Source organism: Streptomyces sp. Root1310 (genome assembly GCF_001426425.1).
In the GTDB taxonomy this organism is placed as follows: domain Bacteria; phylum Actinomycetota; class Actinomycetes; order Streptomycetales; family Streptomycetaceae; genus Streptomyces.
Map to the genome: position 1 here is coordinate 406,244 of NZ_LMEQ01000032.1, position 12,592 is coordinate 418,835.

Consider the following 12,592-nt stretch of genomic DNA (forward strand, 5'->3'; position numbering starts at 1 on the left):
GGGAACTCATCGGATTCCGATCAGCTGACGCCGAGACCGGCGTCGTCGACCGTGGACTCGCCCTCGGCCTTGAGGACCTTGTTCAGGATGCTCAGGTCGTAGATGCCCTTGAGGTCGGGCTTCTCCAGCAGACCCGCCTTGACCGCGTGCTCCGCCTCGGCGTTGAGCGTGGAGGCCAGCGGGTCGTTGATGAACTGGATCGACGTCCACGCCGGGTCCAGGACCTCGGTCGGCAGTGCCTTGCCGGAGTCCGCCTCCAGCTGCTTGTTCGCCGCTGCCTTCGCCGCCGCCGGGTTGGCGTTGATCCACTTGTTGGAGTCGACCGAACCCTTCAGCACCGCCTCGACGACCTTCGGGTGCTCCGTGAGGAACTTCTGCGACACGATGATGTTCGTGATCACGAACTTCTTGTCGGGCCACAGCGACGCCTCGTCGAGCAGCACCTTGCCGCCCTCGGCGACCAGCTTGGAGGCGGTCGGCTCCGGCACCCAGGCACCGTCGATCGAACCGGCCTTGAACGCGTCCGGGGTCACCTTGTTGTCGCTGCGGACAACGGTTACGTCGCCCTTGCCACTCTGGGCGTCGACCTTCCAGCCCTGGTCCGCGATCCAGTTCAGGAACGCCACGTCCTGCGTGTTTCCGAGCTGAGGCGTGGCGATCTTCTTGCCCTTGACGTCCTTGAGGGACTTGACCTTGTCCGGGTTGACGACGAGCTTCACGCCGCCGGACGCCGAACCGCCGACGATGCGCAGGCTCTTGCCGGCGGACTTGGTGAAGCCGTTGATCGCCGGGGAGGGGCCGATCCAGCCGATGTCGATCGAGCCGGCGTTCAGCGCCTCGATCTCGGAGGGACCCGCGTTGAAGGTCGCGTACGACGCCTTGGTGGCGCCCAGCGCCTTCTGGAAGATGCCCTGCTCACGGCCGACCAGTGCGGTCGCGTGCGTCAGGTTGCCGAAGTAGCCGATCTTGACGGTGTCGAGCCCGTCGATCTTCTCCGAGCCGGCGGCGACCTTCTCGTTGGCGTTGTCGTCCTTGGACTCGGAACCGTAACCGCAGGCGGCCAGGGCGAGCAGGGGAAGGGCCGCTACGGCGGCGATGCCGCGGCGAAGAAGAACTGAGCGGTTGGCAGGCACGGGAGGGGTTCCTCTCGTTGGCCCGGCGGTCACGGGTTTTCAGGTCGTGGCCGGGAAATCGGCAAAGGGTTTTCGTCGCTTCCGGGACGGCGGGTGGGGGGACGGGGCGCGCAGGCAGTGCGCGTACGTCAGAGCGCACATCGCGCCACTCCGCCCTGCCCGCTGCCGAGGGCGCCGCTGCCGACACGGCCGCCCTCCTTCGCGAACGTCGAGTAGAAGTCGGTTGTGGTCATGTTCAGAAGTCCCAACCGTCGTCGTCGGACTCGTCCTTGACGGGCTCGGGCGAAGCGAACGACTCGCCGACCATGCCCGCGGTGAGCGTGGTGCCGTCGGCCGGGTCGATCAGGATGAACGAGCCGGTACGGCGGGAGTCGGCGTAGGAATCCACCGGAAGCGGTTGCGACGTACGGATCTTCACCCGGCCGATGTCGTTGGCGACGAGCTGTCCCGGGTGCGGGTGCAGGGACAGGTCGTCGAGCGTGAGACGGGACGGGATGTCCTTGACGATCGCCTTGACGGTGCGGGTGCCGTGCTTGATCAGCACCCGGTGCCCGACGGTCAGCGGCTGGTCGGCCACGTGGCACACGGTCGCCTCGACGTCCTGCGTGGTGGGCGGCGCGTCCTTGGTGGGCACGATCAGGTCGCCGCGCGAGATGTCGATGTCGTCGCTGAGCAGCACGGTCACCGACTGGGTCGTCCACGCCGAGTCCACCGGCTCGCCCAGCAGGTCGATGCCGGAGATCGTCGAGGTACGGCCGGACGGCAGAACCGTCACCGCCTCGCCCACGTGGAAGGTGCCTGCCGCGATCTGGCCCGCGTACCCCCGGTAGTCCGGGTGTTCGGCGGTCTGCGGACGGATCACGTACTGCACCGGCAGCCGTGCGTGGCAGTGCGCCAGGTCGTGGCTGACCGGAACCGTTTCCAGGTGTTCCAGGAAGGTCGGCCCGCCGTACCAGTCCATGTTCGCCGACGGATCCACCACGTTGTCACCGGCGAGTGCCGAGATCGGGATCGCGGTGACCTCGGGAACACCGAGCTCGCTCGCGTATGCCGTGAACTCCTCGGCAATCTCAGCGAAGACGCTTTCCCTGTACTCGACCAGGTCCATCTTGTTGACGGCGAGAACGACGTGCGGAACCCGGAGCAGGGCCGCGATCGCCGCGTGCCTGCGGGTCTGTTCCACCACTCCGTTGCGGGCGTCGACCAGGATCACCGTCAGCTCGGCCGTGGAGGCACCCGTCACCATGTTGCGGGTGTACTGCACATGACCGGGCGTATCGGCGAGGATGAAGCGGCGCCGGGGCGTGGCGAAGTAGCGGTAGGCCACGTCGATGGTGATGCCCTGCTCGCGCTCGGCGCGCAGGCCGTCGGTGAGGAGCGCCAGGTCGGGGGCTTCCTGGCCGCGGTTGGCCGAGGCGCGTTCCACGGCCTCCAGCTGGTCGCTGAGGATCGACTTGGAGTCGTGCAGGAGCCGGCCCACGAGCGTGGACTTGCCGTCGTCGACGGAACCGGCCGTGGCGAACCGCAGCAGGGTCGTTGCCGAGAGTTCCTCGGAGGTGATCGTGCTCATGCTTAGAAGTACCCCTCGCGCTTGCGGTCTTCCATCGCGGCCTCGGACATCTTGTCGTCGGCGCGGGTGGCGCCGCGCTCGGTGAGCCGGGAGGCGGCGATCTCGGCGATGACGTCGTCGAGCGTCACCGCGTCGGAGTCGACGGCGCCGGTGCAGGACATGTCGCCGACGGTCCGGTAGCGCACGAGGCGCTTCTCGACGGTCTCGTCGTCCTTCGGCCCGCCCCACTCACCGGCGGTCAGCCACATCCCGCCGCGCCGGAAGACCTCCCGGTCGTGCGCGAAGTAGATCTCGGGCAGTTCGATGCCCTCCCGGGCGATGTACTGCCAGACGTCGAGCTCGGTCCAGTTGGACAGCGGGAACACCCGCACGTGCTCACCGGGTGCGTGGCGGCCGTTGTAGAGGTTCCACAGCTCCGGGCGCTGGCGGCGGGGGTCCCACTGGGAGAACTCGTCGCGCAGGGAGAAAACCCGTTCCTTGGCGCGGGCCTTCTCCTCGTCGCGGCGTCCGCCGCCGAAGACGGCGTCGAACTTCTCGGACTGGATCTTCTCCGTCAGCGGCAGTGTCTGGAGCGGGTTGCGCGTGCCGTCGGGGCGTTCGCGCAGCGCGCCGCGGTCGATGTAGTCCTGGACGGAGGCCACGTGCAGGCGCAGCCCGTGCGCGGTGACGACCCGGTCGCGGTACTCGAGGACTTCGGGGAAGTTGTGCCCGGTGTCGACGTGCAGGAGCGAGAAGGGGACCGCGGCGGGGGCGAACGCCTTCAGGGCCAGGTGCAGCATGACGATGGAGTCCTTGCCACCGGAGAAAAGGATCACCGGGTTCTCGAACTCGCCCGCCACCTCGCGGAAGATGTGCACCGCCTCGGACTCCAGCGAGTCCAGGTGGCTGAGGGCGTACGGGCTGGCCGTGCCCTCCTCGGCCTCGGCGACGGTCGTCGTCATGCCAGTCCCCTCTCGGTGAGCAGGGCGTACACCGACGCCGCGGACTCCTGCACGGTCTGGTCCTGGGACTCGATCCGCAGGTCGGGCGACTCCGGGGCCTCGTAGGGGTCGTCGACCCCGGTGAGCCCGGTCAGCTCGCCCGCCGCCTGCTTCGCGTACAGGCCCTTCACGTCCCGGACCGAGCACACCTCGACCGGAGTCGCCACGTGCACCTCCAGGTAACCGGTTGCGCTCTCCTGATGGCGCTTGCGCACCGCGTCCCGGCTGTCCGCGTAGGGCGCGATCACCGGGACCAGGGCCTTGACGCCGTTACGGGCGAGCAGTTCGGCCAGGAAACCGATGCGCTGCACGTTGATGTGCCGGTCCTCGCGGCTGAAACCGAGACCCGCGGAGATGAACTCGCGGATCTCGTCGCCGTCGAGGACCTCGACACGGTGGCCCTCCTCGCGCAGTCGGCCGGCCAGCTCGTACGCGATGGTGGTCTTGCCGGCGCTCGGCAGACCCGTGAGCCAGACGGTGGCTCCGGTCGTCACGTGGTTCTCCCGGTTCGTTGAAGTGGGGGCGGGTGTGGGGGTGTTCGTCGGGTTCGAGGTCATCGCGGTCAGCCGTGCAGCCCGCACTCGGTCTTCGAGCGGCCCGCCCAGCGGCCGGCGCGCGCGTCCTCGCCCGCCAGAACCCGGCGGGTGCACGGGGCGCAGCCGACGGAGGCGTAACCGTCCATCAGCAGGGGGTTGGACAGCACACCGTGCTCGGTGATGTAGGCATCGACGTCTTCCTGCGTCCACCGGGCGATGGGCGAGATCTTGACCTTCTGCCGCTTCTCGTCCCAGCCGACGACCGGAGTACCCGCCCGGGTCGCGGACTCGTCGCGCCGCAGGCCGGTGGCCCAGGCCCGGTAGCCCGTGAGTCCCTCCTCCAACGGCTGCACCTTGCGCAACTTGCAGCACAGGTCCGGGTCGCGGTCGTGCAGCTTCGGCCCGTACTCGGCGTCCTGCTCGGCGACCGTCTGGCGCGGGGTGAGCGTGATGACGTTGACGTCCATCACCGCCTCGACCGCGTCCCGGGTGCCGATGGTCTCGGGGAAGTGGTAACCGGTGTCGAGGAACACCACGTCCACGCCCTTGCGGACCCGGGACGCCAGGTGCGCGACCACGGCGTCCTCCATCGAGGACGTCACGCAGAACTGCTTGCCGAAGGTGTCCACCGCCCACTGGAGGATCTCCAGCGCGGAGGCCTCCTCCAGGTCGCGGCCCGCCTGTTCGGCGAGCGCCTTCAACTCGTCGGTCGTACGGCCTTCCTGAAGCGTCGTCATATCCGGTCCCCTCCCGGGTCGGTGCGCTGAACGCCCCGGGCGAGCAGCCCGAGGAACTTCAGCTGGAATGCGCGGTTGCATGCCGCGCATTCCCAGGCGCCATGGCCCTGCTCACTCGGACGCAGGTCCTCGTCGCCGCAGTAGGGGCAGTAGAAGGGTGCGGCCCGCTCGCTCATGAGAGGGCCTCCTCGCTGGCGCGGCTGGCCCAGACGGCGAAGCGCTCGCCGTCCTCGCGCTCGGCCTGGAACCGCTTCAGCACGCGTTCCACGTAGTCCGGCAGCTCCTCCGAAGTGACCTTCAGACCACGGACCTTGCGGCCGAAACCGGCTTCCAGCCCGAGCGCACCGCCCAGGTGCACCTGGAAGCCCTCGACCTGCTCGCCCTGGTCGTTCAGGACCAGCTGGCCCTTGAGTCCGATGTCCGCGACCTGGATGCGGGCGCAGGCGTTCGGGCAGCCGTTGATGTTGATGGTGATCGGCTCGTCGAACTCCGGGATACGGCGCTCGAGTTCGTCGATCAGGGCGGAGCCGCGCTGCTTGGTCTCGACGATGGCGAGCTTGCAGTACTCGATGCCGGTGCAGGCCATGGTGCCGCGCCGGAACGGAGAGGGCTTGGCAGTCAGGTCCAGCGCCTCCAGCGCCTCGACCAGCGACTCGACCTGCCCCTCCTCGATGTCGAGGACGATCATCTTCTGCTCGACGGTGGTCCGCACCCGGCCCGAGCCGTGCGCCTCGGCGAGCTCCGCGATCTTCGTCAGGGTGGCGCCGTCCACGCGGCCGACGCGCGGGGCGAAACCGACGTAGTAACGGCCGTCCTGCTGGCGGTGCACACCGACGTGGTCGCGCCAGCGCTCGACGGGGGCGGCGGGCGCCGGGCCGTCGGCCAGCTTGCGCTTGAGGTACTCGTCCTCGAGGATCTGGCGGAACTTCTCCGGGCCCCAGTCGGCGACGAGGAACTTCAGGCGCGCCCGCGTGCGCAGTCGCCGGTAGCCGTAGTCGCGGAAGATGCCGATCACGCCCGCCCAGACGTCCGGGACCTCGTCCAGCGGGACCCAGGCGCCGAGCCGGACGCCGATCTTCGGGTTCGTGGAGAGGCCGCCGCCGACCCACAGGTCGAAGCCGGGGCCGTGCTCGGGGTGCTCGACGCCGACGAACGCGACGTCGTTGATCTCGTGGGCGACGTCCAGGAGCGGGGAGCCGGAGATCGCCGTCTTGAACTTGCGCGGCAGGTTGGAGAATTCCTTGCTGCCGATGAACCGGCGGTGGATCTCCTCCACGGCCGGGCTGCCGTCGATGATCTCGTCCTCGGCGATGCCGGCCACCGGCGAACCGAGGATCGTCCGGGGCGTGTCGCCGCAGGCCTCGGTGGTGGACAGGCCGACCGCCTCGAGGCGGTTCCAGATCTCGGGCACGTCCTCGATGCGGATCCAGTGGTACTGGACGTTCTGCCGGTCCGTGAGGTCGGCGGTGCCGCGGGCGAACTCCTGCGAGATCTCGCCGATCACCCTCAGCTGCTCGGTGGTGAGCCGGCCGCCGTCGATGCGGACGCGCAGCATGAAGTACTTGTCGTCCAGCTCCTCCGGCTCCAGGATCGCCGTCTTGCCGCCGTCGATCCCCGGCTTGCGCTGGGTGTACAGGCCCCACCAGCGCATCCGGCCGCGCAGATCGTTGGGGTCGATCGAGTCGAAACCCCGCTTGGAGTAGATCGTCTCAATGCGTGTCCGCACATTGAGACCGTCGTCGTCCTTCTTGAACTGCTCGTTGCCGTTGAGCGGGGTGAAGTGTCCCGCGGCCCACTGGCCCTCACCGCGGTGACGGCTCACCTTGCGGCGGGGAGTCGCGGCGGCAGGGTTCTGCGGGGTGGCGGCCATGGTTGATACGTCCTTCGGGACAGCGGAGGAGGGTGTCGGCGCTTGGCGCCGTCCGGCAGGGGTGGCGGTCGGGTGTCGGGCGGGCGGCTCTGACCTGCGCGCGCGGGCGCATGGAGCATGCGTGCGCGTCGTTGCGCGGGCGGGAGGCTCGAACGGAGATGTCGGCGGTGCTGCGGCTCGTCAGCTCGCCGGACAGATGGCGCTGGACATGCGGCCGAGGTCGACGTGTCGCCGACTCACCAAGGCAATTCCAGTTCCGGACATGGCGAAAGCGTGTCACGGCGATCTGGACACAGTCCAGCTTCGTCCGCGATGCGGACACCCTTGTCCCGAAATGCGAGACAAGGGTGGCGTCGATCACATGACTCGCCGGTCCTCTTGTCGGCGCAGGTCACAGCCGGTATGAGCGAGGGGTCAGGCGGGGAGGGCGCCTGGCCAGGGGCCCGGCGCGGACACCTCGGGCTGCTCCTCGACCTTGGTGTCGAACAGCTTGAAACCGCGTCGCCGGTAGTTGTCCATGGCGTGCTCGCCGTCCAGGCTGCACGTGTGCAGCCACACCCGTTTGGTCTGCGGCAGTCCCGGCCAGCGGTCCGCGAGGTCCCACGCCCGGGCGGCGCCGTAGGCCAGCAGGTGCCCGCCGATGCGGCGTCCCCGGAAGGCCGGGATCAGGCCGAAGTAAACGATTTCTACGGCACCGTCGTCCTGCGGCTCCAGCTCCACGTACCCGGCCGGCGTGCCCCGGTCGTAGGCGACCCAGGTCTCGACCCCGGGACGTGCCAGATGCTCCTGCCACTGCGCGTACGTCCAGCGCAGCCGGTCGATCCAGCGGATGTCCCCGCCGACCGACGCGTACAGGAAACGGCTGAACTCGGGGGAGGGGACCTCGGAGCGGACGATCCTGACGTCGCCCTCGGGCGCGGCGGCCGGGAGGACGTCGTTCGGGTCGGTCTGCTCCAGGGACCAGGTGGTCACGGGGATGTGGGTCATGCCCGTCAGGGAATCATCTATCCCGTTGTTCTGTCGATCGAGGCCAGCGGCAGCGCGAAGAGCGCTCGCCCGGACTGGGTCCAGACCTCGCCGGTCGCCTCCCAGTAGGAAAGGGATGCGGTCTGCGGGCTCCAGCAGCTGTGCGTTTCCTCGGCGCCGCACACGGCCGCCTCGGACGTGTCCGCCTTGTTGCCGTCGTCCTCGCCGTCGTCCTGCCGCCACAGCGTTCCTTGCTCGTCCCGGGGGCCGGCGGCACGGGTCACGTACCACTCCGCCCCGTACGACAGCACACCGCGTACGCCCGTCACCTTCGTCTCGTAGGCCTCCGAGGCGCGTACCCGGCCGGTGGCGCTCGTGGCGAGCAGCCCTTCGTGACCGGGGGCGGTGCTGAAGGGGTAGCGCCAGAGGCGGGCGTCCCGGTCGCCGTCGTCGAGGGTCCACTCCCCGGCGACCAGGCTGTCCGGTGCGGTGCTGCGGTCGAGGGAAACGGTTGCCGGGTGCGGGGCGTCGGAGTCCCCGCCGAGCGCGTAGGAACCGATGGCGGGCAGTACGAAGCGGTAACCGTTTGCGGACCAGCCGCCCGGCACCCGCCCGACCGCCTCACCGGCGACGTCGGCCCGCTGGACCCGGTTCATGTCGTACACGTAGAGCGCGGCCCGGTCCCCCTCGTCGGTGGTGACCAGCAGTTTGTCCTGGTACCAGACCATCCCGGAGACGTGCGAGACCAGTCCCCGGTAGTCCCGCCCCTCGTCCACCGGGACGGCGAGCAGTGCCCAGGTGTAGGTGAGGTGGTCCAGGTCGCCCGCGTTCACGAAGCCGACCCGGGCCAGGCCGCGGTCGGCGGCCGTGCCGCCGCTGCGCGACCAGCCGGAGAGGATCACCCGGTTCGAGCCCCAGACGCCGTCGTCGTCCGCGTCCCCCGAGGTGGTGACCGCGCCCGGCTGCCAGCCCTCGGTGTCGTCGGTGTTCCAGCAGTAGGCGCGCGAGGCCGCGGGGGAGACGGGCAGAGCCCTCCGCTCACTCGCCGAGCAGTCGATCGCGTCCCGCAGCGTACGGTCGGCCCCGTCCAGCACCGCGCCGACGCCGACCGGTCGCCCCATTCCCGCGGCGAGCCGGTCCAGGGAGGCCTGCGGCACCCGGTTCTCCGTGAGACGCAGTTTCGCGGTCTCTGCCGAGGCCGTCAGGGGTTTCAGGTCCCCGGGCCGGTCGGCCGTGCCCGTTGCCTGGGAGGCGCTGATCATGGTGGCGGCAGCGGTGAGCGCGAGAGCGGTTCCGGACAGGAACGCGCGCAGTGCCCTGCCCCGTCTGCGCCGGCGGTGCCGGCCGCGTTGCTTCATTTGCCCTCCCGAGGCGGGCCAACTGCGCCTGATGATCCGTACGTTGACCGAGGAGCAGGTGGGGTGACCCGTACAGGGATGCTACGGCAGTCGGGCCCGGTAGGGGACGAAGACCGCGCAAATATGCGGAAGACGCCACCGGAAGGACTCGGCTCAACCATTGTTGTCACGGTGCCGCCGCCCGGTCTCTCACCACCGCCGGCGCGGTCGAATGCGGCAGCAGGCCCTTCGGATCGGCCGGAAGGAGCACCTCGACCTCGGCGTCCTCGCAGAAACGATACGGCCGATGTTCCAGGAAACCCCCGAGATACCGCCGCACCCGGGACATCTCGGCCCGCACCGTCACCGTACGGCCCGGATCGCCGAACATGTCCTGGGCCAGGCCCGCCGCGCTGCGACCGCCCCGGTCGGCCGCCAGCAGATAGAGCAACTCGGCGTGCCGGGGACTGAGTTCGTGGGACCACGAACCCGCGCCCCCCGACACCGTCACCGACCAGCGCCGGGGCCGGGTCAGGTCCAGCACGATCCGGCTCGCGCCGTGCGGCGCCGACTCCGCGCTCTCGTCCACCGACCGCACCAGCCAGCCCCCGGCCAGCGGCTCCATCGAGCACAGCCCCAGCGACGGAAGCCAGCGGCGGCCCGGCGACGGCGACTTGGGCAGCGCGATACGGCTCGCGTAGGGCATCCCGGTCACCGCGGCCGTCCACCCGTCCCCGTCCACCGCCGCCGCCCGGCCGCCCAGCCGGGCCAGCACCGGTGCCGCCACCGCGCGCAACCGTTCCAGTGACCCCAGATGCCTCTCCCGCAACCTCGACTCGGCGAGCTTCGCGACCGAGTCGACCCAGGCGAGCGTGGCCGGATGCATCGTCTCCAGCGGCCCACTGACATCGACCACGCCGAGCAGCCGGCCGTTGCGCGGGTCGGTGATCGGGGCGCCCGCGCAGGTCCAGGCCGCGTGCGAGCGCACGAAGTGCTCGGCGGCGAACACCTGCACCGGACGGCGCACCACCGCCGGCGTGCCCACGCCGTTGGTGCCGACCACGGCCTCGCCCCAGTCCGCACCCAGCTCGAAGCCGAGCCCGTCGGCCTTGCGCAGCACGGGTCCGCAGCCCTCACGCCACAGCACCCGGCCCTCCGCGTCGGCGACGACCATGATGTGGTGGGCGACGTCCGCGACCGACAGCAGCCCTTCGCGCAGCACCGGGAGCACCTCCCGCAACGGCGACTCCTCCCGCCTGCGCCGCACCTCGTCGGCGCTGAGCAGCCCCGCTCGGAAATCGTGATCCGGATCGACACCGCTGCGCAGCATCCGATCCCAGGACTGCTCGATCACGGGGCGCGGGGCGACGCGCGCCTGCTGACCGGCCAGCCGGGCGTCGCGCACCTCGTTGAGCACCCGCGCCGCCCGCGCGGCGTCGACGGCCGCGAGCTGCGGCACGTTCATCGGTGGCATCACCACTGGGCCTCCCGGGAACACACAGTCGGACAACCGGATGTCAAGTTTCTGCGCCGACTGTTTCCGGTCTTGCTGAAGGCCCCATCTTGCCGTCCGCGGGTGACGGAGGGGCATAGTCCGGTCACAACCACCGACAAGTTGCAACCCCCTGCAACCCTGGTGAACATCCACAGGGTGTTTGAAACTTGAGCCACGCCGTCCCGAGCGGCGATTCTGGCCTCGCAGGGCCATTGCGGCGGGGGTGGTGCCGTGTCGGCGCAGCACCACCCCCGCTTCCTTTTTCCGCAGGCCGGCGCGGTCAGCAGCGGGGTTCGGCCCGCTCGACGATCGACGCCAGGTCCAAGCTGTGGGGCAGTGTCCCGAAGGCCGCGCCCCCGTCCCCGCCCAGCCGTGAGGCGCAGAACGCGTCGGCGACCTCCGGCGGCGCGAATCGCACGAGCAGTGCCCCTTGAAGCACCAGAGCGAACCGCTCCGCCAGCCGACGCGCCCGTGCCTCGACGCCGTCCAGATCGGCCAGTTCCGTCAGCAGGCCCTTGATCGCCCTGTCGAGCCGGTGATCGGCCCCGCGCGCCTGCCCCACCTCCTGGAGATAGGCGTTCAGCGCATCCGGCTCCCGTTGCAGCGCGCGCAGCACGTCCAGTGCCTGAATATTGCCCGCGCCCTCCCAGACCGAGTTCAACGGCGACTCGCGCACCAGCCGGGGCATCCCCGACTCCTCGACGTAACCGTTTCCACCCAGGCATTCCGACGCCTCCACCGCCACCGGCGCACAGCGCTTGGTCACCCAGTACTTGGCCGCCGGAACCGCGATCCGCAACAGCGCCCGCTCCTGCTCCCCACCGTTGTCATAGGCGGCCGCGAGCCGCAGCCCGAGCACGGTCGCCGCCTCCGACTCCAGCGCGAGGTCGGCCAGCACGTTGCGCATCAGCGGCTTGTCGACGAGCTTCCCGCCGAACACCTCACGGTGCGTGCAGTGATGGATCGCCTGCGCCACCGCCTGCCGCATCAGCCCCGCCGAGCCCAGCACGCAGTCGAGCCGGGTCGCCGCCACCATGTCGATGATGGTGCGCACCCCGCGCCCCTCCTCACCGACCCGACGGGCCCACGTCCCGTCGAACTCCACCTCCGCGGACGCGTTGGACCTGTTTCCCAGCTTGTCCTTGAGCCGCTGCAGGCGGAAAACGTTACGGGTGCCGTCTTCCAGCACGCGCGGCACGAGGAAACAGGTGAGCCCCCCTTCGCCCCGGACAGGGGCCGCCTGCGCGAGCACCAGGAAACCGTCCGACATGGGCGCCGAACAGAACCACTTGTGACCGGTCAGTTCGTACGTCCCGTCCTCGGCGAGAGGGGTGGCGAGCGTCGCGTTCGCCCGTACGTCGCTGCCACCCTGTTTCTCCGTCATGCCCATGCCGAACAGGGCCCCGGCCTTCAGCCGGGCCGGCCGCAGCTCACGGTCGTAGATCGTGGACGTCAGCCGGGGCTCCCACTCGGCGGCCAGCTCCGGATCGGCGCGCAGCGCGGGCACCGCCGCGTGGGTCATCGACAGCGGGCAGCCGTTGCCCGCCTCCACCTGGGTCCACACCAGGAAACCCGCCGCCCGACGCACATGCCCGCCCGGCCGCACCCAGGCGTCGGTCAGATGGGCCCCTACCCCCTTGCCGAGCAGCCGGTGCCAGGCCGGATGGAAGTCGACCTCGTCGATGCGGTGCCCGTACCGGTCGTGCGTACGCAGTTTCGGGGGATACTCGTTGGCCTGCACCGCCCACTCGTGCAGCTGCTCCGACCCGGCCGCCCGGCCGAGCGCCGACAACTCACCGTGCGCCTCGTCGAGCAGTTCCGGATCAAGATGCCGTTCCACGGCCGCCACCAGCGCCTGATCGGCGCCGTACACGTCGTACCCGGTCAGGGGCGGGGGCTGGTTGGTCACGGTGTGCGTGGTGCCTGCCATAGCCCGAACCTACCCCCGGGTACGGCGGTCATGGCCAC

12 protein-coding genes are annotated in these 12,592 nt (G+C 70.1%); all 12 read right to left on the minus strand.

The window, feature by feature from the left end:
- Window positions 1-20 precede the first annotated feature (20 nt).
- Window positions 21-1,133 carry an aliphatic sulfonate ABC transporter substrate-binding protein gene (locus tag ASD48_RS35010; RefSeq protein ID WP_057605890.1) on the minus strand — a complete coding sequence of 371 codons (1,113 nt, stop codon included), beginning with the start codon at window positions 1,131-1,133 and terminating at the stop codon, window positions 21-23.
- A gap of 235 nt (window positions 1,134-1,368) precedes the next feature.
- Window positions 1,369-2,703, minus strand: coding sequence for a GTP-binding protein (locus tag ASD48_RS35020; RefSeq protein ID WP_057605891.1), 1,335 nt, complete (start codon window positions 2,701-2,703; stop codon window positions 1,369-1,371).
- Window positions 2,704-2,705: 2 nt separating this feature from the next.
- The gene (gene cysD, locus ASD48_RS35025) at window positions 2,706-3,644 is read right to left on the minus strand and encodes a sulfate adenylyltransferase subunit CysD (RefSeq protein WP_057605892.1); all 939 of its coding nucleotides are present in this window, start codon (window positions 3,642-3,644) and stop codon (window positions 2,706-2,708) included.
- Entirely contained in the window at window positions 3,641-4,240 is a 600-nt protein-coding gene (cysC, locus tag ASD48_RS35030; RefSeq protein ID WP_079074194.1) for an adenylyl-sulfate kinase, read from the minus strand. The genes cysD and cysC overlap by 4 nt, the downstream gene beginning before the upstream one ends.
- Before the next feature lie 5 nt (window positions 4,241-4,245).
- Window positions 4,246-4,956 carry a phosphoadenylyl-sulfate reductase gene (locus ASD48_RS35035; protein ID WP_057605894.1) on the minus strand — a complete coding sequence of 237 codons (711 nt, stop codon included), beginning with the start codon at window positions 4,954-4,956 and terminating at the stop codon, window positions 4,246-4,248.
- Window positions 4,953-5,132 carry a hypothetical protein gene (locus ASD48_RS35040; RefSeq protein WP_054243299.1) on the minus strand — a complete coding sequence of 60 codons (180 nt, stop codon included), beginning with the start codon at window positions 5,130-5,132 and terminating at the stop codon, window positions 4,953-4,955. Before ASD48_RS35040 ends, ASD48_RS35035 begins: the two co-directional genes overlap by 4 nt.
- Window positions 5,129-6,826: a nitrite/sulfite reductase gene (locus tag ASD48_RS35045; RefSeq protein WP_057605895.1), complete on the minus strand. Its 1,698-nt coding sequence runs from the start codon at window positions 6,824-6,826 to the stop codon at window positions 5,129-5,131. The genes ASD48_RS35040 and ASD48_RS35045 overlap by 4 nt, the downstream gene beginning before the upstream one ends.
- A 180-nt stretch (window positions 6,827-7,006) precedes the next feature.
- Entirely contained in the window at window positions 7,007-7,090 is an 84-nt protein-coding gene (locus ASD48_RS46235; protein ID WP_309486338.1) for a putative leader peptide, read from the minus strand.
- A 150-nt stretch (window positions 7,091-7,240) separates the two neighbouring features.
- The gene (locus ASD48_RS35050; protein WP_057605896.1) at window positions 7,241-7,813 is read right to left on the minus strand and encodes a GNAT family N-acetyltransferase; all 573 of its coding nucleotides are present in this window, start codon (window positions 7,811-7,813) and stop codon (window positions 7,241-7,243) included.
- A gap of 17 nt (window positions 7,814-7,830) precedes the next feature.
- Window positions 7,831-9,150: a hypothetical protein gene (locus ASD48_RS35055; protein WP_057605897.1), complete on the minus strand. Its 1,320-nt coding sequence runs from the start codon at window positions 9,148-9,150 to the stop codon at window positions 7,831-7,833.
- A gap of 166 nt (window positions 9,151-9,316) precedes the next feature.
- Window positions 9,317-10,594, minus strand: a complete 1,278-nt coding sequence (locus tag ASD48_RS35060) for a GAF domain-containing protein (RefSeq protein WP_057605898.1) — start codon at window positions 10,592-10,594, stop codon at window positions 9,317-9,319.
- Window positions 10,595-10,904: 310 nt separating this feature from the next.
- Window positions 10,905-12,554, minus strand: a complete 1,650-nt coding sequence (locus ASD48_RS35065; RefSeq protein WP_057605899.1) for an acyl-CoA dehydrogenase family protein — start codon at window positions 12,552-12,554, stop codon at window positions 10,905-10,907.
- Window positions 12,555-12,592 lie beyond the last annotated feature (38 nt).

Coding starts and splice junctions, on each gene's coding strand:
- ASD48_RS46235 (WP_309486338.1), bottom strand. CDS start 7,090: ATGTCCGGAACTGGAATTGCCTTGGTGAGTCGGCGACACGTCGACCTC.
- ASD48_RS35055 (WP_057605897.1), bottom strand. CDS start 9,150: ATGAAGCAACGCGGCCGGCACCGCCGGCGCAGACGGGGCAGGGCACTG.
- ASD48_RS35060 (WP_057605898.1), bottom strand. CDS start 10,594: ATGAACGTGCCGCAGCTCGCGGCCGTCGACGCCGCGCGGGCGGCGCGG.
- ASD48_RS35035 (WP_057605894.1), bottom strand. CDS start 4,956: ATGACGACGCTTCAGGAAGGCCGTACGACCGACGAGTTGAAGGCGCTC.
- ASD48_RS35050 (WP_057605896.1), bottom strand. CDS start 7,813: ATGACCCACATCCCCGTGACCACCTGGTCCCTGGAGCAGACCGACCCG.
- ASD48_RS35045 (WP_057605895.1), bottom strand. CDS start 6,826: ATGGCCGCCACCCCGCAGAACCCTGCCGCCGCGACTCCCCGCCGCAAG.
- cysD (WP_057605892.1), bottom strand. CDS start 3,644: ATGACGACGACCGTCGCCGAGGCCGAGGAGGGCACGGCCAGCCCGTAC.
- ASD48_RS35020 (WP_057605891.1), bottom strand. CDS start 2,703: ATGAGCACGATCACCTCCGAGGAACTCTCGGCAACGACCCTGCTGCGG.
- ASD48_RS35040 (WP_054243299.1), bottom strand. CDS start 5,132: ATGAGCGAGCGGGCCGCACCCTTCTACTGCCCCTACTGCGGCGACGAG.
- cysC (WP_079074194.1), bottom strand. CDS start 4,240: ATGACCTCGAACCCGACGAACACCCCCACACCCGCCCCCACTTCAACG.
- ASD48_RS35065 (WP_057605899.1), bottom strand. CDS start 12,554: ATGGCAGGCACCACGCACACCGTGACCAACCAGCCCCCGCCCCTGACC.